Here is a 20,505-nt window from a genome sequence, read left to right on the forward strand (position 1 = left end):
GCTTAACGTCTGTTTAAGTGAAACGCCGCATTCTACACTACAACGCTGAGGCGAGGAAATGTTCATAGAGCAAGGATAGCGGGAACTGGAAACAACTTTGCAAAGTCAGTGAAACTTTTGCCGGATGGCGACACAAGCGCCATCAGGCAAAGCTATCACTGTTGGGTTTCGACGCGAATGAGATCGGGTGGAAGAGCAACGTTCAGAATGACCGGCTGCCAGGCTTCGCGCTCAGCAAGCTTACGAGAGTATCCACGGGCAATCAGGAATCCGCCCACGCCCCCCAGCACGGCTCCGCTTAATGCCGCAAGGTCGGAACCAAACAGCACCTGGAATAGCGCTGCGAAGAGAAAGAGCCCCGCCAACGGAGACATGTAGACCAACATCGCTGAACCCAGCAGGCTACCCTCGGCAATACCCAGTTCAACTTTTTGACCGGGCGCTAAGGGTTCGTCGCTGGGCACCACGATGGTATGCGTGGTCTGCGGCCCAAGTTTGTTCAGCACGCGGCTCCCGCATCCGGCCCGCGAAGCACAACTGCTACATGATGCTTTAACATCACAGCTGACCGTCGCCAGACCATTTTGCCAGGAGACGACTGTCGCCCACTCTTTAATCATTGTGCAGCCCTGAACTTAATATTGTCCGCGATACGCTTCGCCGTTTGCGGTGGAAGCTCGCCCACAATCGTAATTTCCGCGTTATCACGCACGCTGGTGCTAACCGTTCTACGCCCGGTTCGCAACAGCTGATCGGCGCTGTTTTGCATCGCACGGTTTACGTTCACGGAGAAACTGAACAGGCCATCAGAATATAGGCGCGATTCGATCGGCATGTTATCCATCGTCGGCAGCGGACGTCGACTGCTGGAAACTTCGCTGAAGCCTTGCGGCAACCACGACGGACTCCAGTTGAAGTTGGTTTTCTCGCCCGCAGGAACTGACAGCAACGGCGGTAGATTGGCTTTCGCCAGCGCCTGCATGCTATCGCTAACGCCGTTGTTTACGGTAAAGGCGATAACACGGAACTGTTCCAGCGTCTCACCATCACGGTCGAGAAGATCGACGCGCATCGGCAGCTTAGTCTCCGTGTCCATCCAGACGATATAGCTGTAACGCGTACCGTCACGGGCGACTACGCGGATCACTTCACAGAGCCGATCGGCAATGCGGGTGCGACCTACTGAGATAAAGTCATAGTAGGGAGCAAGACGTTTGAAGTCGGTGTAAATCAGAGAGGGCAGAGAGTCAACGATATAGTCGCCGTTCAGCGTGAACGGTTCGAGACCAGGCTCAAAATAGCTGATTTCATTGCCACGCTGCACCACTTCCCGGCGCGGTCCATCCATTTGCAACAGTTGCGCTAGCGGACGGTTATCCAGGCGAGCATGGCGATAACGTAGGGATTCAACACCCTGCTTATTGATGCTGACAAATGACAGCTCATAGGTTAGCGACTGGCTGGCCAGATTCATCTGCTGCAACAACGCCCCGGACGCAGGATTGGCCGAGGCGTTTACAGAGAAAAACAGGCTACCAGCCACAAGTGACATGGCAAACCAAAGTTGCTTCATTACTGCGATTGCGTTCCTAAAGTTTGAATTCCTGGCACCTGCACAGCGGCTTGCTGTGTTTGGGCCTGCTCAAACTGAAGCTGTTCAGAGTGCAGTCGACGTTGCAGTTCGTAGTCCTGCAACATGGCATTAATACGACGACGCTGCTCCTGTACCTGCTGTTGCTGACCGCCGCTGGCCGTCGCGTCAGAGGGTACACCCAGGCTTACCGGACTGGCTTTACCCATCATTGGTAATGTATTAAATACCGGCGTTTCGGGCTGCTGGGACGTTTCAGATTGCCCATTATAGTGCTGGACGCCAACAATAACTGCAAGTGATACACACGCGGCCACACCCATTTGGGTAAGCTGCGCGGCCCACGGACGCATTTTCTTCCAGAATGGCATTTTCTGCCACTGGTGCGGTGCTGGCTGGGCCTCAGGAATCAATGGCACCGTCTGACGTACTGGCTCATCCTGGATGGCAGCCATTACGCGGGCGGAAATATCGAAATGGAGAACGTCGGCGGTATCACCTCGCATGGAATCGCGAATCAGGTGATAACTCTCCCAGGTTTTTTGCATTTCCGGGTCATGAGTCAGCTCTTTGAGTAACTCAGTATCCAGCGTTTCGCCATCCATTAAAGCGGAAAGTTTTTCTTTCTGCATGCCTAATACCTTTTCCAGTATCCCGCTATCGTCAACGCCTGATAAGCGGTTGAACTTTATTATCAATAGCTTCCCTCGCTCGGAAGATACGTGAACGCACCGTACCTACCGGACAATCCATGATAGCGGCTATCTCTTCATAGCTCAGGCCATCCAGCTCCCGCAAGGTTATTGCCATGCGTAAATCTTCCGGGAGGGACTCAATAGTCCGGAAAACTATCTGTCTCAGTTCTTCTGACAACATTAAGTTCTCAGGGTTCGAAATTTCTTTCAGCGCACCGCCACTTTCGTAATTTTCTGCTTCAATCGCATCAATATCACTGGAAGGTGGACGACGCCCCTGAGCGACCAGGTAATTCTTCGCTGTATTGACTGCAATACGATACAGCCAGGTATAAAAAGCACTATCTCCCCGGAACGAGTCCAGCGCACGATAGGCCTTGATAAATGCTTCTTGTACTACATCGGGTACATCGCCCGACGGTACATAGCGAGAAACCAGACTCGCCACCTTATGCTGATAGCGCACTACCAGTAGGTTAAAGGCTTTCTGATCTCCCTTCTGGACCCGTTCTACCAGGACCTGGTCCGTTAACTGCTCGCTCATCCGAGGTAAAGTCTCCCCAAACCAAATTTCCACGCGCCTTCGAAACGCCACTCCATCAGCTTCACTATGAGCAAGCAAATGCTTAGAGTGCTCAAGTTTCGTAAAGTTCCGTTACGCATTGTTTTTTGTTTGTCATGTTGTAGACAGGTCTTATCTCTCATTATAAGTCTACATAATCCGATCGACGCACTATCTGTTTAGAAATGCCCATTTCACCGCTTGCAGAGTAACCCAACGGCCACTTTATTTCATCACATAATCTGGTGCTAACGGCCTGCTTCACAAAATATTTTTGCTCATTTCGCCCTCGTCATGCTTTTTTTTCATGTTTAGTCACTGCAACACATTTAAAAATAAAACGTGCAGTATCGCGCAATGTGGTGCTATGGTGACCAAACACTGTTTAGTAAATTAAACAAAAATCATGAATACGACTCCTGAATTATCCTGTGACGTGCTGATCATTGGCAGCGGGGCTGCCGGACTCTCACTGGCGCTGCGCCTGGCCGAAAAACATCAGGTTATTGTCCTGAGCAAAGGTCCGGTCAGCGAAGGCTCGACATTTTATGCCCAGGGCGGTATTGCCGCGGTGTTTGATGAAACCGACAGCATCGATTCCCACGTTGAAGATACTCTGATTGCCGGGGCCGGCCTGTGCGATCGCCATGCGGTTGAATTTGTCGCCAGCAATGCCCGCACCTGCGTTCAGTGGCTTATCGATCAGGGCGTCTTATTTGATACGCAGGTTCAGCCCAACGGTGAAGAAAGCTATCACCTGACCCGTGAAGGTGGTCATAGCCATCGACGCATTCTGCACTCTGCGGATGCCACCGGTAAAGAAGTCGAAACCACCCTCGTCAGCCAGGCACAAAATCACCCCAACATACGGGTTCTTGAGCGCAGTAATGCCGTCGATCTGATTGTCTCCGATAAAATCGGTCTGCCGGGAACGCGTCGGGTTGTCGGAGCCTGGATCTGGAACCGTAATAAAGAAGCCGTAGAAACCTGCCATGCCAAGTCAGTAGTGTTGGCCACCGGCGGCGCGTCAAAGGTGTACCAATACACCACCAATCCAGATATTTCCTCGGGTGACGGGATTGCGATGGCCTGGCGTGCGGGATGCCGTGTCGCCAACCTGGAATTTAACCAGTTTCACCCGACAGCGCTGTATCATCCGCAGGCGCGCAACTTTCTGCTAACCGAGGCGCTGCGTGGCGAAGGCGCACATCTGAAGCGCCCGGACGGTTCGCGCTTTATGCCCGATTTTGACGAGCGTGGCGAACTGGCTCCCCGCGATATTGTTGCCCGCGCCATTGACCACGAAATGAAGCGCCTGGGCGCTGACTGCATGTTTCTCGACATCAGCCATAAACCGGAAGAATTTGTTCGTCAGCATTTCCCGATGATTTATGAAAAATTGCTGGGACTGGGCATCGATTTGACCAAAGAGCCGGTTCCCATCGTTCCTGCCGCGCACTATACCTGCGGCGGCGTGATGGTGGATGACTTTGGCCGTACGGATGTCGACGGGCTGTATGCGATCGGCGAAGTGAGTTACACCGGCCTGCATGGAGCCAACCGGATGGCGTCAAACTCATTACTGGAGTGCCTGGTTTACGGCTGGTCCGCGGCTGAAGATATCGACAGGCGAATGCCTTATGCTCGCAGCGTCAGCACCCTCCCGGATTGGGATGAAAGCCGGGTAGAAAACCCGGATGAACTGGTTGTGATTCAGCATAACTGGCATGAGCTGCGGCTATTTATGTGGGATTACGTCGGTATCGTGCGCACAACTAAACGTCTGGAGCGCGCCCTGCGCCGTATCACCATGTTGCAACAGGAAATCGACGAGTATTACGCTCATTTCCGCGTGTCGAACAACTTGCTGGAACTGCGCAATCTGGTGCAGGTTGCTGAGCTGATTGTCCGCTGCGCGATGATGCGTAAAGAGAGTCGGGGCCTGCACTATACGCTGGATTATCCAGAACAGCTTCCAGAGGCAGGCCCGTCCATTCTCTCGCCGCTAAGTCATCACATGAACAGATAAAACGCCTGGGTCAGCGCCGTGTAACCTTCAGAGTAACGTTGGTCTGGCCCACGGATCACCAGCCTGTCACTAAAGCACTCCCCGGCCTGCGGGGAGAATGCCAGCAGTACCCGATTCGGTAGTCGGGCCTCGGTTTCTGCTACATCCGTGCGCAATCGCAGATGCCAGCCCATGCCCAGTGCCTGCTGGGAAAAGGCGTTACCAATCTGTTCGGGCAACACCACACAAAAAAAACCTTCTTCCGTAATGCTGTCTGCCGCCAGCGTTAGCAATACTTGATGATCGAGCGTGGTGGTGTAGCGAGCCTGCTCGCGCTGCGGCGTGGCACATTCCACTCCCTGTTCATAATAGGGAGGGTTGCTGATGATCAAATCAAAGCGCACGGTCTGGCGCGGTACCCACTGCTGCACATCTTCGGTATGAACGTTCACGCGATGCATCCACGGGGATTGCGCGATGTTCTCCTGCGCCTGCTGCGCGGCATCAACATCAAGCTCCACGGCGTCAATGATGACGTTTTCATCTGTGCGCTGGGCCAGCATCAGCGCCAACAGGCCGCTCCCGGTACCAATATCCAGGATCCGCTTTACGCCAGCAACAGGGGCCCAGGCCCCCAATAAAATGCCGTCCGTTCCGACTTTCATTGCACAACGATCGTGTGCCACAAAAAACTGCTTAAAAGTAAATCCATTACGTCTAAGTACGGATGTAGACTGGGGCATGAAGAACAACCTTCCTGGAAAAAAAACGATAACATAGGATAAAAACAATACCTGAGAAGGTATATCCATACAAACAGATGAAGATTGCAGCCGTAACGTCTATAATCAGCGCCCCACTCAGAGGTAGAACATGACTGTAACGACTTTTTCCGAACTTGAACTCGATGAAAGCCTTCTGGATGCCCTCCAGGAAAAAGGTTTCACTCGCCCGACCGCCATTCAGGCTGCCGCCATTCCGCCTGCGCTCGATGGCCGTGATGTACTCGGTTCTGCGCCGACAGGCACCGGTAAAACGGCGGCATATTTGCTGCCAGCGTTGCAGCACCTGCTCGACTTCCCGCGCAAGAAATCTGGCCCGCCGCGCATTTTGATTTTGACACCGACGCGCGAACTGGCGATGCAGGTTGCCGAACACGCCCGTGAACTGGCGAAGAATACGCATCTGGATATCGCCACGATTACCGGCGGCGTGGCTTACATGAACCACATGGAAGTCTTTAGCGAAAACCAGGACATCGTGGTCGCCACTACCGGTCGTCTGCTGCAGTACATTAAAGAAGAAAACTTCGACTGCCATGCGGTTGAGACACTAATCCTCGATGAAGCAGACCGCATGTTGGACATGGGCTTTGCCCAGGACATCGAGCATATCGCTGGAGAAACCCGCTGGCGTAAGCAAACTATGCTGTTCTCCGCCACGCTGGAAGGCGATGCGATCAAAGATTTTGCTGAGCGTCTGCTGGAGGATCCGGTCGAAGTTTCGGCGGATCCGTCTACCCGCGAACGCAAGAAGATTCATCAGTTTTACTACCGTGCCGATGACATCGAGCACAAAACTGCCCTGCTGATCCATTTGTTAAAACAGCCGGAAGCGACTCGCTCGATTGTCTTCGTACGTAAACGCGAGCGTGTGCACGAGCTGGCAGGCTGGCTGCGCCAGGCGGGCATTAATAACTGCTATCTCGAAGGCGAGATGGTGCAGAACAAACGTAATGAAGCGATCAAACGCCTGACCGATGGTCGTGTGAACGTGCTGGTAGCAACCGACGTTGCCGCTCGTGGGATCGATATTCCTGACGTCAGCCATGTGTTTAACTTCGACATGCCGCGCAGTGGTGATGCCTATCTGCACCGCATTGGCCGTACCGGTCGTGCAGGCCGTAAAGGTACTGCGATCTCTTTGGTTGAAGCCCACGACCATCTGCTGCTCGGCAAAGCGAGCCGCTACATTGACGAGCCACTGAAAGCACGCGTCATCGACGAACTGCGTCCAACCACGCGCGCGCCAAGTGAGAAATCTAACGGTAAGCCATCCAAGAAAGTGCTGGCGAAGCGCGCGGAGCAAAAAGCGAAAGAGAAAGAGAAACCGCGGGTGAAAAAACGTCACCGCGACGCCAAAAATGTCGGCAAACGCCGTAAGCCAAGCGGAGCTGCTTCCCAGCAGTCCGACAAAGAGTAAACCGAATGCCGGGCCGTTTAGCCCGGCATTTTTTGTGCACAAAAAAGCGGAAGATACGTTGGCATCTTCCGCTTTCAGATTCTCTGCCAGACGGGGTTATTCCCCGTGAACCTTACAGGCTCTCAGTAAAGGTACGAGCAATAACGTCGCGCTGCTGTTCTGGCGTCAGAGAGTTGAAACGCACGGCATAACCAGAAACACGGATGGTCAGCTGCGGATATTTTTCCGGATGCTTAACCGCATCTTCCAGAGTTTCTCGGCGCAGAACGTTCACGTTCAGGTGCTGACCACCTTCCACACGGACTTCCGGCTGTACGTCTACCGGTACTTCACGGTATTCGATTTCACCCAGTTTGCTGACAGCAACGACTTCATCAGCATTGAAACCTGCTTTCGCAACGATGCAGCGTGCTTCGCCTTTTTCGCTGTCCAGCAGCCAGAAAGAGTTCAGCAGGTCGTCATTTGCAGCTTTAGTAATCTGGATACCTGTAATCATTTGATGCCTCCCCGGCAAAATTATTTGATCTCGGTTGGCCGTCATCCGGCCAATTGGTAAAACCATTGTTGCTTGAGTGTATATATACCCCTCACACACCCTTGAATCTTTGATTTAAATCAATAAAAACCATACATGAAAAGTGGTGATAGGTGGATTTTATTGTTTTACATCAACTTACGCCACATGCGCAGCTAAACTTTTTACATAAATTTTCAACTATCTTTAAGGGGTAGACCCTTGAGAAACGTACAGAATTTTGCGACGCCGAAAGAAGCAGTTAAGCTAGGGGGATTGAAAATTCGCAGGAGAGCGAGATGGCCACCGAATTAACCTGGCACGATGTGCTGGCAGAAGAGAAACAGCAGCCTTATTTTGTTAACACGCTGCATACTGTGGCGGGCGAGCGTCAGTCAGGTATGACAATTTATCCGCCACAAAAAGATGTATTCAACGCTTTTCGCTTTACCGAACTTGGCGACGTGAAAGTCGTCATCCTGGGGCAGGATCCATACCACGGTCCGGGCCAGGCACACGGTCTCGCGTTTTCTGTCCGCCCCGGTATTGCCACCCCGCCCTCGTTGCTGAACATGTACAAAGAGCTGGAAGCAACGATTCCTGGCTTCACACGCCCAACGCACGGATATCTGGAAAGCTGGGCACGCCAGGGTGTGCTGTTACTCAACAGCGTGCTTACTGTCCGCGCCGGGCAGGCGCATTCGCACGCCAGTCTGGGATGGGAAACATTTACCGATAAAGTCATCAGCCTGATTAACCAACATCGGGAAGGCGTGGTATTCCTGCTCTGGGGTTCACACGCACAAAAGAAAGGTGCGATTATTGATGCGCAGCGTCACCATGTATTGAAAGCGCCACACCCATCACCGCTCTCTGCGCATCGCGGTTTCTTTGGCTGCAATCATTTTGTACTGGCTAATGAGTGGCTGGAACAGCGAGGTGAAAAGCCGATTGACTGGACGCCGGTATTACCAGCAGAAAGCGAGTAAAAAAATGCCAGCGAATCGCTGGCATTTTTATTATCAGGCTTTGTTCTGACGCCACCACTCCGCGAGCAGCACGCCGGTCGCGACAGAAACGTTGAGCGTTTCTACGTTGCCCGTACCGTCTATCGCCACGCACAGGTCGTCGGCTGAGCATGCTGCTTCTGGCAGAGCCTCACGCTCACGCCCTAATACCAGCACCATTTTTTCCGGCAACGTGGTAGTAAACAGCGGCTTGCCTTTCACGCTTGAGGTCATCACTACCGTGTAACCCGCTTTACGGAAGTCGTCCAGCACATCGACAATACTGTCACCGGTGATCGGCTGAACGTGCTCAGCTCCGCCTTCAGCGGTGCGGATAGCCGCACCTGATTCCAACAGCGCCGCATCCTGTACCACCACGCCTTTCACACCGAAGTGCGCGCAGCTACGCATCATGCCGCCCAGGTTGTGCGGGTTAGCAATATCTTCCAGGGCCAGCACACAATCCTGCGCCCCGGCCTGACCAACCCACTGCTTAACAGTGGTACCGTTACGTTTTTTGATCAGGAAACAGACGCCGCCATGGTGTTCAGTGCCGGAGGCTTTCGCCAGCTCGGCTTCGTCAACCACGTGGTAGGCTTTGCGGTTCGCCGCCATCCAGCGTAATGCTTCTTTAAAGCGCGGGGTTACGCTCTGAACAAACCAGGCGCGAACAATAGCGTCCGGACGACTCTGGAACAGAGCCTGACAGGCATTCTCACCGTAAACGCGGGTTTCTTCCGCGCGCTGACGACGTAATACTTCAGGATCGATAAAGCTTTTGCCGCTGATACCACCGTGATCGGCTTTGTCTGCTGCATCATCATTCGGTGCGCGGGACACGGTACGCCATGGTGAATCTTCACGTCCACGATCGCGTTCTACATCGCGGCCACGACCACGTTCACGACCACGTTCGCTGTTCGGACCCTTTCTGTCATCACGGGCAGGGCGACGACCGCCTTCGGCTCGGGAAGTACCGGGGCGACCGCCGCCTTTACCAGTACGTGGATTTTGGGTGCGTTTGTCCGAGTCATCGTCACTGCGGACGTACATCACTTTGACCTTGCCGTTTTTGTTCTTCAGTTCGTCGCTCATGTTTTTCTCCACCTGCTCTGCGCGAAGCGCGAAGATTACCCGATGTGCACGTCGTTAGCCATTATTTCATTTAAAAGCTAAGGACTATTGTACTCATTGAATAAAACGCATTGTTGTTTAGAACAGACTCCCCGATAATATGTAACATAATAGAAACATACTGGCGTTACTGCCGTGAAGTCCACTCCACTCATCCAGAGGTTAGTTATGAATACCGTTTGTACCAGCTGCCAGGCTATCAACCGCATCCCCGACGATCGTGTCCAGGAAGCGGCTAAATGCGGACGCTGTGGTCACGACCTGTTTGATGGGGAGGTGATCAATGCGACCGGTGAAACACTGGATAAACTGTTAAAAGACGATCTCCCGGTGGTGGTTGATTTTTGGGCCCCCTGGTGTGGTCCATGCCGTAACTTCGCCCCGATTTTTGAAGATGTCGCGGAAGAGCGTAGCGGTAAAGTGCGTTTTGTTAAAGTGAATACAGAAGCCGAGCGAGAACTCAGCGCCCGTTTCGGTATCCGCAGCATCCCGACCATTATGATCTTCAGAAAAGGTGAAATCGTCGACATGCTTAATGGCGCCGTACCTAAAGCCCCGTTTGATAGCTGGCTTAACGAATCATTATAATCTCTACGGGGCGCATCTTGTGCCCCGTTTTCACCTCTGCGACAATAGCGTTTTTCAACGTGTTCTCCCATGACCGATAACGCTGTTCTTCAGTTACGCGCTGAGCGCCTCGCGCGCGCCACGCGCCCTTTCCTTGCCCGAGGTAATCGCATTCGCCGCTGTCAGCGCTGCCTGCTGCCGCTGAAGCTCTGCTTGTGCGCAACGCTGGTGCCGTCTGAGGCCAAAAGCCGCTTTTGTCTGGTGATGTTTGATACCGAGCCGATGAAGCCCAGCAACACGGGACGTTTGATTGCCGATATTTTGCCCGATACCACGGCTTTTCAGTGGTCACGCACCGAACCGCCGCAGGCGCTGCTCGAACTGGTGAAAAATCCGGATTACCAGCCGATGGTTGTATTCCCGGCATCCTATGCGGGCGAAGAGCGTGAAGTGATTTTCGCGCCACCAGCCGGTAAACCACCGTTGTTTATCATGCTTGATGGTACCTGGCCTGAAGCGCGTAAAATGTTCCGCAAAAGCCCGTACCTTGATAACCTGCCGGTGATCTCCGTTGATTTATCGCGACTTTCCGCTTACCACCTGCGTGGCATTCACGCCGAAGGGCAATACTGTACTGCCGAAGTGGCCATTGCATTGTTGGATCTGGCGGGCGATACGCAAGCCGCGGAGGGGTTGAGCGATCATTTTACTCGCTTTAAAACCCGCTACCTGGCAGGAAAAACTCAACATCAGGGAAGCGTCACAGCAGACTCGCCAGAAAGCGTTTAAAATCATTCGGTCACTGGTGTCATTAAGGAAGCCGATATGAGTCAGCGTGGTCTGGAAGCACTTCTGCGACCGAAATCCATTGCGGTGATTGGGGCGTCAATGAAGCCTAATCGCGCAGGTTACCTGATGATGCGTAACCTGCTTGCCGGCGGTTTCAATGGACCTGTTTTACCAGTGACGCCAGCATGGAAAGCGGTGTTGGGCGTCCTGGCCTGGCCCAATATCAACAGCCTGCCTTTTAGCCCAGACCTTGCCGTGTTGTGCACCAATGCCAGCCGCAACCTGGCATTACTCGAAGCGCTTGGCGAGAAAGGCTGTAAAACCTGCATTATTCTTTCAGCTCCCGCATCGCAGCACCTGGAATTGTTGGCCTGCGCCGCACGCTACAACATACGTCTGCTAGGCCCCAACAGCCTGGGACTTCTCGCGCCCTGGCAGGGGCTTAACGCCAGCTTTTCTCCCGTCCCCATCAAGCGCGGTAAGTTGGCATTTATTTCCCAGTCAGCGGCGATTTCCAACACCATTCTGGACTGGGCGCAGCAGCGCGACATGGGTTTTTCCTGGTTTATCGCGCTGGGCGACAGCCTGGATATCGACGTTGATGAACTGCTGGATTACCTGGCGCGCGACAGTAAAACCAGCGCGATATTACTTTATCTCGAACATTTAAGTGATGCCCGGCGCTTTGTCTCCGCCGCCCGTAGCGCCTCGCGCAATAAACCCATTCTGGTGATTAAGAGTGGTCGCAGTCCGGCGGCGCAGCGTTTACTGCATACCAGTGCAGGGATGGACCCTGCGTGGGACGCGGCTATCCAGCGCGCCGGTTTATTACGCGTACAAGACACTCACGAGCTCTTCTCTGCGGTAGAAACCCTAAGCCACATGCGTCCGCTGCGCGGCGACAGGCTGATGATCATCAGCAATGGGGCCGCGCCTGCCGCACTGGCATTAGATGAGCTGTGGTCAAAAAATGGCAAGTTGGCGACACTGAGTGAAGATACCTGCCAGAAATTACGCGATGCGTTACCTGAACATATTGATATCGCCAACCCGCTGGATCTGCGTGACGACGCCAGCAGCGAACACTACGTTAAGACGCTGGATATCTTGCTCGCCAGCCAGGATTTCGACGCACTGATGGTGATTCACTCACCCAGCGCAGCCGCCCCGGGAACAGAAAGCGCACAAGCGTTAATCGAAGCGGTAAAACGTCATCCCCGCGGTAAGTTCGTCTCGTTGCTGACCAACTGGTGCGGAGAGTTTTCCTCCCAGGAAGCCCGTAGACTGTTTAGCGAAGCCGGATTACCTACCTACCGCACGCCAGAAGGCACCATCACCGCGTTTATGCATATGGTGGAGTACCGGCGTAACCAGAAGCAACTGCGGGAAACCCCTGCGCTGCCCGACTACCTGACCACCAACACCGCCGAGGCGCATAATCTTTTACAGCAGGCGATTGCTGAAGGAGCTACGTCGCTGGATACCCATGAAGTGCAGCCGATTTTACAAGCCTATGGCTTACACACGCTGCCGACGTGGATCGCCAGCGACAGCGCTGAAGCCGTACACATCGCGGAGCAAATCGGTTACCCGGTGGCGCTAAAGCTGCGTTCTCCTGATATCCCGCATAAATCAGAAGTTCAGGGGGTAATGCTCTACCTGCGAACGGCAACAGAGGTGCAGCAGGCAGCCAATGCGATTTTTGATCGGGTAAAAATGGCCTGGCCGCAGGCGCGCATTCACGGTTTATTAGTACAAAGTATGGCGAATCGCGCTGGCGCTCAGGAGCTGCGCGTTGTCGTTGAACACGACCCGGTATTTGGCCCGTTGATTATGCTTGGTGAAGGCGGAGTTGAGTGGCGACCAGAAGAGCAGGCCGTGGTGGCGTTGCCGCCATTGAACATGAATCTGGCGCGTTATCTGGTGATCCAGGGGATCAAAAATAAAAAGATCCGCGCTCGCAGCGCATTACGCCCATTGGATATCGCCGGGTTAAGTCAGCTTCTGGTGCAGGTCTCCAATCTGATCGTCGATTGTCCGGAAATTCAGCGTCTGGATATTCATCCGCTGTTGGCCTCCGCCGGTGAATTTACCGCGCTGGATGTCACGCTGGACATTGCCCCTTTCACGGGCGATAACGAAAGCAGGCTGGCTATACGTCCCTACCCCCATCAGCTTGAAGAATGGGTGGAGTTGAAGAACGGCGAGCGTTGCTTGTTCCGCCCTATTTTGCCCGAGGATGAACCTCATCTGCAGCAGTTCATTTCTCAGGTAACAAAAGAAGATCTTTATTATCGCTATTTCAGTGAGATCAACGAATTTACCCACGAAGATTTAGCCAATATGACGCAGATCGACTACGATCGGGAAATGGCCTTTGTTGCGGTACGCTGTAAAAACAATCAGCAAGAGATCCTCGGCGTAACGCGAGCAATCTCGGATCCTGATAACATTGACGCCGAGTTCGCCGTGCTGGTTCGTTCAGATCTCAAAGGGCTTGGACTGGGTCGCCGGTTGATGGAAAAATTAATTGCATATACCCGAGATCACGGACTTAGACGTTTGAATGGTATTACGATGCCAAACAATCGTGGGATGGTCGCCCTGGCCCGGAAACTCGGGTTCGCTGTTGACGTCCAACTCGAAGAGGGAATTGTTGGGCTAACGCTTAATCTGGCCCAATTTGAGGAATCGTGAGTAAGGTACTGGAAATGTTGACCACATTAATAGGTACTGGTGGTATCATTACCCGCTTATGTCGTCTGCATAGCACAGAGGACCCTTCAATGAACAGAGAAGAAATGCACTGTGATGTTGTCAAAATTTAAGCGTAATAAACATCAACAACACCTTGCCCAACTACCCAAGATTTCTCAGTCAGTTGATGATGTAGATTTCTTTTATGCTCCCGCTAATTTCAGGGAGACTCTGCTGGAAAAAATAGCCAGCGCGACGCGACGGATCTGCATTATTGCGCTGTACCTGGAACAGGATGACGGTGGCAAAGGCATACTCGACGCGCTCTATGCGGCAAAACGGCAGCGTCCTGAACTGGATGTCCGGGTGCTTGTCGACTGGCACCGAGCCCAGCGCGGACGCATTGGTGCTGCGGCATCGAATACCAACGCTGACTGGTATTGCCGAATGGCACAAGAAAACCCAGGTATTGATATTCCTGTCTACGGTGTTCCGATTAACACCCGAGAAGCGCTTGGCGTCCTGCATTTTAAAGGCTTTATCATCGATGACAGCGTCCTGTATAGCGGGGCCAGCCTGAATGATGTTTATCTGCATCAGCATGATAAATATCGCTATGACCGTTATCAGTTGATTCGCAACGCGCAAATGGCCGATATCATGTTCGATTGGGTCACGCAGAACCTGATGAACGGTCGCGGCGTTAATCGCCTTGATGATATTAATCGCCCTAAAAGCCCGGAAATTAAAAACGACATCCGCCTGTACCGTCAGGAACTGCGCGATGCGTCATTCCATTTTCAGGGTGATGCGGATAATGAACAGCTTTCGGTAACGCCTCTGGTAGGCCTTGGAAAATCCAGTCTGTTAAATAAGACAATTTTCCACCTTATGCCCTGCGCGGAGCACAAGCTCACAATCTGTACCCCTTATTTCAACCTGCCCGCTATACTGGTGCGCAATATCATTCAGCTGCTGCGTGAAGGCAAAAAGGTCGAGATCATTGTCGGTGATAAAACCGCCAACGACTTTTTCATTCCAGAAGATGAGCCATTTAAAATCATCGGCGCGCTGCCCTACCTGTATGAAATTAACCTGCGCCGTTTCCTGAGCAGACTGCAATATTACGTGAATACCGACCAACTGGTCGTGCGCTTATGGAAAGATGATGACAACACCTATCATCTGAAAGGCATGTGGGTTGATGATAAATGGATGCTGCTCACCGGCAACAACCTTAACCCTCGCGCCTGGCGTCTGGATCTGGAAAACGCCATCCTTATCCACGATCCGAAGCAAGAGCTGACTCCCCAGCGCGATAAAGAGCTGGAGCATATTCGCACGCATACTACCGTCGTTAAGCACTATCGCGACCTGCAAAGCATTGCCGACTATCCAGTCAAAGTGCGTAAGCTCATCCGTCGACTACGCCGTATCCGTATCGACAGACTAATTAGCCGTATTCTGTAACCAAGACCCCGTCCAGTGACGGGGTTTTTCCTATGGAGGCAACGGTGCGCTTGTTTATTCTTTTCAGTATCCTGGCCATTTCTGGCTGCAGCCACATGGCAAACGACCGCTGGAGCGGACAAGACAAGGCTCAACACTTTATCGCCTCCGCTATGCTCTCCGCAGCTGGAAACGAATATGCTCAACATCAGGGCAACAGCCGCGATCGCAGCGCGGCTATCGGCCTGATGTTCTCTGTCAGCCTGGGCGCGTCAAAAGAGTTATGGGACAGCCGTCCCGCTGGGAGCGGCTGGAGCTGGAAAGACTTCGCCTGGGATGTTGCAGGTGCGTCTACCGGCTATGCGGTCTGGCAACTGGCACATCACTAGAGGCGCAGACCTTTCCCCTTCCCATGCAGCATCAGCGATACCAAAAATGCGACTATTGCCAGTGCTGTAACGTACCAGAAGAATGTTGTTTCCATACCGACAGACTTCAGGGATAACGCAACATATTCGGCTGAGCCACCAAACAGAGCATTGGCCACCGCATAAGATAATCCAACCCCCAGAGCGCGCACCTGTGCCGGGAACATCTCGGCCTTCAGAATACCGCTGATTGACGTATAGAAACTCACAATCAGCAAGGCACACATCACCAGAGCAAACGCCATATACGGGGACGTCACGCTTTGCAACGCTGTCAGAATGGGGACGGTGAAAATCGCGGCCAACGCGCCAAAACACAGCATTGAAGTACGTCGGCCAATTTTATCTGACAAGGCACCGAACAACGGTTGCACCAGCATAAACACACACAGTGCCGCCGTCATAATCCCACTGGCTACGTTGGCATGCATACCGGCGGTATTAACCAGGTACTTCTGCATGTAGGTTGTGAACGTGTAAAAACACAGCGAGCCAGCAGCGGTAAAGCCAAGCACCATGATGAAGGCTTTGCGATTACGCCACAGACCTTTCAGAGAGCCAGCTTCTTTCAGCGCGCGAACGTCCTGTTTCGAGGTTTCATCCAACTGTCGACGCAGCCATAACGCAACAATAGCCAGTACGGCGCCCAACGCAAATGGAATACGCCAACCCCACGATCTTAGCGCTGAGTCTTCTAACGTTTGCTGTAATATGACCACAACCAGCAGTGCCAGTAACTGCCCGCCGATTAACGTCACGTACTGGAAGGAAGCATAAAAACCTTTCTTACCTTCAACGGCTACTTCACTCATATAGGTAGCGCTGGTCCCGTATTCACCACCCACAGACAGCCCCTGAAATAACCTAGCCAGCAGCAATAGAGCAGGAGCCCAGGTACCGATGGTTTCATATCCCGGAAGACAAGCGATCACCAGCGATCCCATACACATCATACAAACTGACAGCAGCATCGACTTTTTACGCCCGTGCTTATCCGCGATGCGACCAAACAGCCAGCCGCCAATCGGTCGCATCAGAAAGCCTGCAGCAAAAACTCCGGCTGTTTGTAAGAGTTGCGTGGTGGTGTTTCCTGATGGAAAAAAGATATGAGCAAAATAGAGAGAGCAGAAAGAATAGATATAGAAATCAAACCATTCAACCAGATTCCCTGATGATGCTCCGACAATCGCCCATATACGACGCCGAGTATCGCCGTCTGCCAGCGCCCCGTTCTCAGTTACACTGCTATCAGCCATTAGAATTGTACCCCTGCCAACGATTGCATTAATTTATCAATGGTGGTTGTGTCTTTTTTGGTGAAATAAATGTTATATAATTGTTATAATTTATTATGAGAGAAAGATCACGGTTTTCATTAGCAGAGAAAGGATTCAGATATGTTCGAGAAAGAGAAAAATCGGTTTGAAATAGAGTGGGCTTTTATGGGTTGGATAAAATGGTACGCTGCATCCGGCAGTTTTCACTCCCTGCAGACGCAAAAAAGCCCATCCGGCAGGATGGGCTTCTTCACTTATTTGATGCCTGGCAGTTTATGGCGGGCGTCCTGCCCGCCCCCCTCCGGGCCGTTGCTGCGCAACGTTCAAATCCGCTCCCGGCGGGTTTGTCCTCCTCAGGAGAGCACTCACCGACAGACCACAGATAAAACAAAAGGCCCGGTCTTTCGACCGGGCCTTTCGCTTTTATTTGATGCCTGGCAGTTCCCTACTCTCGCATGGGGAGACCCCACACTACCATCGGCGCTACGGCGTTTCACTTCTGAGTTCGGCATGGGGTCAGGTGGGACCACCGCGCTACAGCCGCCAGGCAAATTCTGTTTATCAACACGCTTTTCGCATGTCGATGTAATCTGTAATCAAGCTGAATTTCGATGTCTCTTTCGCCAAAACATCTTCGGCGTTGTAAGGTTAAGCCTCACGGTTCATTAGTATCGGTTAGCTCAACGTATCGCTACGCTTACACACCCGACCTATCAACGTCGTCGTCTTCAACGTTCCTTCAGGACCCTTAAAGGGTCAGGGAGAACTCATCTCGGGGCAAGTTTCGTGCTTAGATGCTTTCAGCACTTATCTCTTCCGCATTTAGCTACCGGGCAATGCCATTGGCATGACAACCCGAACACCAGTGATGCGTCCACTCCGGTCCTCTCGTACTAGGAGCAGCCCCCCTCAATTCTCCAGCGCCCACGGCAGATAGGGACCGAACTGTCTCACGACGTTCTAAACCCAGCTCGCGTACCACTTTAAATGGCGAACAGCCATACCCTTGGGACCTACTTCAGCCCCAGGATGTGATGAGCCGACATCGAGGTGCCAAACACCGCCGTCGATATGAACTCTTGGGCGGTATCAGCCTGTTATCCCCGGAGTACCTTTTATCCGTTGAGCGATGGCCCTTCCATTCAGAACCACCGGATCACTAAGACCTGCTTTCGCACCTGCTCGAGCCGTCACTCTCGCAGTCAAGCTAGCTTATGCCTTTGCACTAACCTCCTGATGTCCGACCAGGATTAGCTAACCTTCGTGCTCCTCCGTTACTCTTTAGGAGGAGACCGCCCCAGTCAAACTACCCACCAGACACTGTCCGCAACCCGGATCACGGGTCTACGTTAGAACACCAGCCATTAAAGGGTGGTATTTCAAGGTTGGCTCCATGCAGACTGGCGTCCACACTTCAAAGCCTCCCACCTATCCTACACATCAAGGACCAGTGTTCAGTGTCAAGCTATAGTAAAGGTTCACGGGGTCTTTCCGTCTTGCCGCGGGTACACTGCATCTTCACAGCGAGTTCAATTTCACTGAGTCTCGGGTGGAGACAGCCTGGCCATCATTACGCCATTCGTGCAGGTCGGAACTTACCCGACAAGGAATTTCGCTACCTTAGGACCGTTATAGTTACGGCCGCCGTTTACCGGGGCTTCGATCAAGAGCTTCTCCTTACGGATAACCCCATCAATTAACCTTCCGGCACCGGGCAGGCGTCACACCGTATACGTCCACTTTCGTGTTTGCACAGTGCTGTGTTTTTAATAAACAGTTGCAGCCAGCTGGTATCTTCGACTGATTTCAGCTCCATGAGTAAATCACTTCACCTACATATCAGCGTGCCTTCTCCCGAAGTTACGGCACCATTTTGCCTAGTTCCTTCACCCGAGTTCTCTCAAGCGCCTTGGTATTCTCTACCTGACCACCTGTGTCGGTTTGGGGTACGATTTTGTGTTACCTGATGCTTAGAGGCTTTTCCTGGAAGCAGGGCATTTGTTACTTCAGCACCGTAGTGCCTCGTCATCACACCTCAGCGTTAACAAGACTCCGGATTTACCTGGAATCTCCGCCTACATGCTTAAACCGGGACAACCGTCGCCCGGCTAACATAGCCTTCTCCGTCCCCCCTTCGCAGTAACACCAAGTACAGGAATATTAACCTGTTTCCCATCGACTACGCCTTTCGGCCTCGCCTTAGGGGTCGACTCACCCTGCCCCGATTAACGTTGGACAGGAACCCTTGGTCTTCCGGCGTGCGGGTTTTTCACCCGCATTATCGTTACTTATGTCAGCATTCGCACTTCTGATACCTCCAGCATGCCTCACAGCACACCTTCAACGGCTTACAGAACGCTCCCCTACCCAACAACACATAGTGTCGCTGCCGCAGCTTCGGTGCATGGTTTAGCCCCGTTACATCTTCCGCGCAGGCCGACTCGACCAGTGAGCTATTACGCTTTCTTTAAATGATGGCTGCTTCTAAGCCAACATCCTGGCTGTCTGTGCCTTCCCACATCGTTTCCCACTTAACCATGACTTTGGGACCTTAGCTGGCGGTCTGGGTTGTTTCCCTCTTCACGACGGACGTTAGCACCCGCCGTGTGTCTCCCGTGATAACATTCTTCGGTATTCGCAGTTTGCATCGGGTTGGTAAGTCGGGATGACCCCCTAGCCGAAACAGTGCTCTACCCCCGAAGATGAATTCACGAGGCGCTACCTAAATAGCTTTCGGGGAGAACCAGCTATCTCCCGGTTTGATTGGCCTTTCACCCCCAGCCACAAGTCATCCGCTAATTTTTCAACATTAGTCGGTTCGGTCCTCCAGTTAGTGTTACCCAACCTTCAACCTGCCCATGGCTAGATCACCGGGTTTCGGGTCTATACCCTGCAACTTAACGCCCAGTTAAGACTCGGTTTCCCTTCGGCTCCCCTATTCGGTTAACCTTGCTACAGAATATAAGTCGCTGACCCATTATACAAAAGGTACGCAGTCACCCCATAAAGAGGCTCCCACTGCTTGTACGTACACGGTTTCAGGTTCTTTTTCACTCCCCTCGCCGGGGTTCTTTTCGCCTTTCCCTCACGGTACTGGTTCACTATCGGTCAGTCAGGAGTATTTAGCCTTGGAGGATGGTCCCCCCATATTCAGACAGGATACCACGTGTCCCGCCCTACTCTTCGAGTTCACAACACATGCACTTTTGTGTACGGGACTATCACCCTGTATCGCCGGACTTTCCAGACCGTTCCACTACCACACATGCTGATTCAGACTCTGGGCTGCTCCCCGTTCGCTCGCCGCTACTGGGGGAATCTCGGTTGATTTCTTTTCCTCGGGGTACTTAGATGTTTCAGTTCCCCCGGTTCGCTTCATTACGCTATGTATTCACGTAATGATAGTGTGACGAATCACACTGGGTTTCCCCATTCGGAAATCGCCGGTTATAACGGTTCATATCACCTTACCGACGCTTATCGCAGATTAGCACGTCCTTCATCGCCTCTGACTGCCAGGGCATCCACCGTGTACGCTTAGTCGCTTAACCTCACAACCCGAAGATGTTTCGTAAAACACTTCAG

At 52.7% G+C, this 20,505-nt stretch carries 17 protein-coding genes and 2 rRNA genes; 8 read left to right on the forward strand and 11 right to left on the reverse strand.

Annotated features, from left to right (window positions below):
- Nucleotides 1-155: 155 nt before the first annotated feature.
- Genes rseC through rseD form a run of 5 tightly spaced genes read right to left on the reverse strand, consistent with a single transcriptional unit; the run spans nt 156 to nt 2,991 of the window.
- On the reverse strand, nt 156-620 hold the full coding sequence (rseC, locus tag OGV65_RS23835; RefSeq protein WP_016157173.1) for a SoxR-reducing system protein RseC: 465 nt from the start codon (nt 618-620) through the stop codon (nt 156-158).
- Entirely contained in the window at nt 617-1,573 is a 957-nt protein-coding gene (gene rseB, locus OGV65_RS23840; protein WP_016154050.1) for a sigma-E factor regulatory protein RseB, read from the reverse strand. Before rseB ends, rseC begins: the two co-directional genes overlap by 4 nt.
- Nucleotides 1,573-2,223, reverse strand: a complete 651-nt coding sequence (gene rseA, locus OGV65_RS23845; protein WP_114680834.1) for an anti-sigma-E factor RseA — start codon at nt 2,221-2,223, stop codon at nt 1,573-1,575. Before rseA ends, rseB begins: the two co-directional genes overlap by 1 nt.
- Before the next feature lie 31 nt (nt 2,224-2,254).
- Entirely contained in the window at nt 2,255-2,830 is a 576-nt protein-coding gene (gene rpoE / locus OGV65_RS23850; protein ID WP_003037573.1) for an RNA polymerase sigma factor RpoE, read from the reverse strand.
- A complete protein-coding gene (gene rseD / locus OGV65_RS23855; RefSeq protein ID WP_049259737.1) occupies nt 2,827-2,991 on the reverse strand; it encodes a rpoE leader peptide RseD in 165 nt (54 codons plus the stop codon). Before rseD ends, rpoE begins: the two co-directional genes overlap by 4 nt.
- A 263-nt stretch (nt 2,992-3,254) precedes the next feature.
- Between rseD and nadB the strand changes: the two genes are divergently transcribed.
- Nucleotides 3,255-4,877 (forward strand): L-aspartate oxidase, encoded by a 1,623-nt coding sequence (gene nadB, locus OGV65_RS23860; protein WP_047358259.1) that lies wholly within the window; start codon nt 3,255-3,257, stop codon nt 4,875-4,877.
- Here nadB and trmN read toward each other — a convergent pair.
- The gene (gene trmN / locus OGV65_RS23865; RefSeq protein ID WP_016154053.1) at nt 4,862-5,599 is read right to left on the reverse strand and encodes a tRNA(1)(Val) (adenine(37)-N(6))-methyltransferase TrmN; all 738 of its coding nucleotides are present in this window, start codon (nt 5,597-5,599) and stop codon (nt 4,862-4,864) included. The genes nadB and trmN overlap by 16 nt on opposite strands.
- A gap of 130 nt (nt 5,600-5,729) precedes the next feature.
- Here trmN and srmB point away from each other — a divergent pair, with 130 nt between their 5' ends.
- Complete coding sequence (srmB, locus tag OGV65_RS23870; protein ID WP_047501525.1) at nt 5,730-7,058, forward strand: ATP-dependent RNA helicase SrmB; 1,329 nt, start codon at nt 5,730-5,732, stop codon at nt 7,056-7,058.
- A 112-nt stretch (nt 7,059-7,170) separates the two neighbouring features.
- Here srmB and grcA read toward each other — a convergent pair whose 3' ends face one another.
- The gene (gene grcA / locus OGV65_RS23875) at nt 7,171-7,554 is read right to left on the reverse strand and encodes an autonomous glycyl radical cofactor GrcA (protein ID WP_003037563.1); all 384 of its coding nucleotides are present in this window, start codon (nt 7,552-7,554) and stop codon (nt 7,171-7,173) included.
- A gap of 317 nt (nt 7,555-7,871) precedes the next feature.
- Between grcA and ung the strand changes: the two genes are divergently transcribed.
- A complete protein-coding gene (gene ung, locus OGV65_RS23880) occupies nt 7,872-8,561 on the forward strand; it encodes a uracil-DNA glycosylase (RefSeq protein ID WP_286455512.1) in 690 nt (229 codons plus the stop codon).
- Between the two features lie 33 nt (nt 8,562-8,594).
- Here the strand turns inward: ung and OGV65_RS23885 are convergent, their stop codons facing one another.
- Complete coding sequence (locus OGV65_RS23885; protein WP_016157178.1) at nt 8,595-9,674, reverse strand: tRNA/rRNA methyltransferase; 1,080 nt, start codon at nt 9,672-9,674, stop codon at nt 8,595-8,597.
- Between the two features lie 207 nt (nt 9,675-9,881).
- On the opposite strand from OGV65_RS23885, the gene trxC reads away from it, so the two are divergent.
- From trxC to OGV65_RS23915, 5 genes are all read left to right on the forward strand, one after another.
- Nucleotides 9,882-10,301: a thioredoxin TrxC gene (gene trxC, locus OGV65_RS23890; protein ID WP_003037559.1), complete on the forward strand. Its 420-nt coding sequence runs from the start codon at nt 9,882-9,884 to the stop codon at nt 10,299-10,301.
- 69 nt (nt 10,302-10,370) lie between these two features.
- A complete protein-coding gene (tapT, locus tag OGV65_RS23895) occupies nt 10,371-11,069 on the forward strand; it encodes a tRNA-uridine aminocarboxypropyltransferase (RefSeq protein WP_019077411.1) in 699 nt (232 codons plus the stop codon).
- A gap of 36 nt (nt 11,070-11,105) precedes the next feature.
- Nucleotides 11,106-13,766, forward strand: coding sequence for a bifunctional acetate--CoA ligase family protein/GNAT family N-acetyltransferase (locus OGV65_RS23900; protein ID WP_016157179.1), 2,661 nt, complete (start codon nt 11,106-11,108; stop codon nt 13,764-13,766).
- 114 nt (nt 13,767-13,880) lie between these two features.
- A complete protein-coding gene (gene pssA / locus OGV65_RS23910; protein ID WP_286455515.1) occupies nt 13,881-15,236 on the forward strand; it encodes a CDP-diacylglycerol--serine O-phosphatidyltransferase in 1,356 nt (451 codons plus the stop codon).
- A 32-nt stretch (nt 15,237-15,268) separates the two neighbouring features.
- Nucleotides 15,269-15,604 carry a YfiM family lipoprotein gene (locus OGV65_RS23915; protein WP_019077413.1) on the forward strand — a complete coding sequence of 112 codons (336 nt, stop codon included), beginning with the start codon at nt 15,269-15,271 and terminating at the stop codon, nt 15,602-15,604.
- Here OGV65_RS23915 and OGV65_RS23920 read toward each other — a convergent pair.
- From OGV65_RS23920 to OGV65_RS23930, 3 genes are all read right to left on the reverse strand, one after another.
- Nucleotides 15,601-16,899 (reverse strand): MFS transporter, encoded by a 1,299-nt coding sequence (locus tag OGV65_RS23920; protein WP_016154060.1) that lies wholly within the window; start codon nt 16,897-16,899, stop codon nt 15,601-15,603. The two genes, OGV65_RS23915 and OGV65_RS23920, sit on opposite strands and share 4 nt — an antisense overlap.
- A 453-nt stretch (nt 16,900-17,352) precedes the next feature.
- Nucleotides 17,353-17,468, reverse strand: a 5S ribosomal RNA gene (gene rrf, locus OGV65_RS23925).
- Between the two features lie 96 nt (nt 17,469-17,564).
- Nucleotides 17,565-20,471, reverse strand: a 23S ribosomal RNA gene (locus OGV65_RS23930).
- Nucleotides 20,472-20,505 lie beyond the last annotated feature (34 nt).

The sequence above is a fragment of the Citrobacter sp. Cb004 genome, assembly GCF_030337065.1.
In the GTDB taxonomy this organism is placed as follows: domain Bacteria; phylum Pseudomonadota; class Gammaproteobacteria; order Enterobacterales; family Enterobacteriaceae; genus Citrobacter; species Citrobacter braakii.

Bases quoted from the DNA above. Each gene is read 5' to 3' on its own strand.
- rseC (WP_016157173.1), bottom strand. From the start codon at position 620: ATGATTAAAGAGTGGGCGACAGTCGTCTCCTGGCAAAATGGTCTGGCG.
- rseB (WP_016154050.1), bottom strand. From the start codon at position 1,573: ATGAAGCAACTTTGGTTTGCCATGTCACTTGTGGCTGGTAGCCTGTTT.
- rseA (WP_114680834.1), bottom strand. From the start codon at position 2,223: ATGCAGAAAGAAAAACTTTCCGCTTTAATGGATGGCGAAACGCTGGAT.
- rpoE (WP_003037573.1), bottom strand. From the start codon at position 2,830: ATGAGCGAGCAGTTAACGGACCAGGTCCTGGTAGAACGGGTCCAGAAG.
- rseD (WP_049259737.1), bottom strand. From the start codon at position 2,991: ATGAGAGATAAGACCTGTCTACAACATGACAAACAAAAAACAATGCGT.
- nadB (WP_047358259.1), top strand. From the start codon at position 3,255: ATGAATACGACTCCTGAATTATCCTGTGACGTGCTGATCATTGGCAGC.
- trmN (WP_016154053.1), bottom strand. From the start codon at position 5,599: ATGCCCCAGTCTACATCCGTACTTAGACGTAATGGATTTACTTTTAAG.
- srmB (WP_047501525.1), top strand. From the start codon at position 5,730: ATGACTGTAACGACTTTTTCCGAACTTGAACTCGATGAAAGCCTTCTG.
- grcA (WP_003037563.1), bottom strand. From the start codon at position 7,554: ATGATTACAGGTATCCAGATTACTAAAGCTGCAAATGACGACCTGCTG.
- ung (WP_286455512.1), top strand. From the start codon at position 7,872: ATGGCCACCGAATTAACCTGGCACGATGTGCTGGCAGAAGAGAAACAG.
- OGV65_RS23885 (WP_016157178.1), bottom strand. From the start codon at position 9,674: ATGAGCGACGAACTGAAGAACAAAAACGGCAAGGTCAAAGTGATGTAC.
- trxC (WP_003037559.1), top strand. From the start codon at position 9,882: ATGAATACCGTTTGTACCAGCTGCCAGGCTATCAACCGCATCCCCGAC.
- tapT (WP_019077411.1), top strand. From the start codon at position 10,371: ATGACCGATAACGCTGTTCTTCAGTTACGCGCTGAGCGCCTCGCGCGC.
- OGV65_RS23900 (WP_016157179.1), top strand. From the start codon at position 11,106: ATGAGTCAGCGTGGTCTGGAAGCACTTCTGCGACCGAAATCCATTGCG.
- pssA (WP_286455515.1), top strand. From the start codon at position 13,881: ATGTTGTCAAAATTTAAGCGTAATAAACATCAACAACACCTTGCCCAA.
- OGV65_RS23915 (WP_019077413.1), top strand. From the start codon at position 15,269: ATGGAGGCAACGGTGCGCTTGTTTATTCTTTTCAGTATCCTGGCCATT.
- OGV65_RS23920 (WP_016154060.1), bottom strand. From the start codon at position 16,899: ATGGCTGATAGCAGTGTAACTGAGAACGGGGCGCTGGCAGACGGCGAT.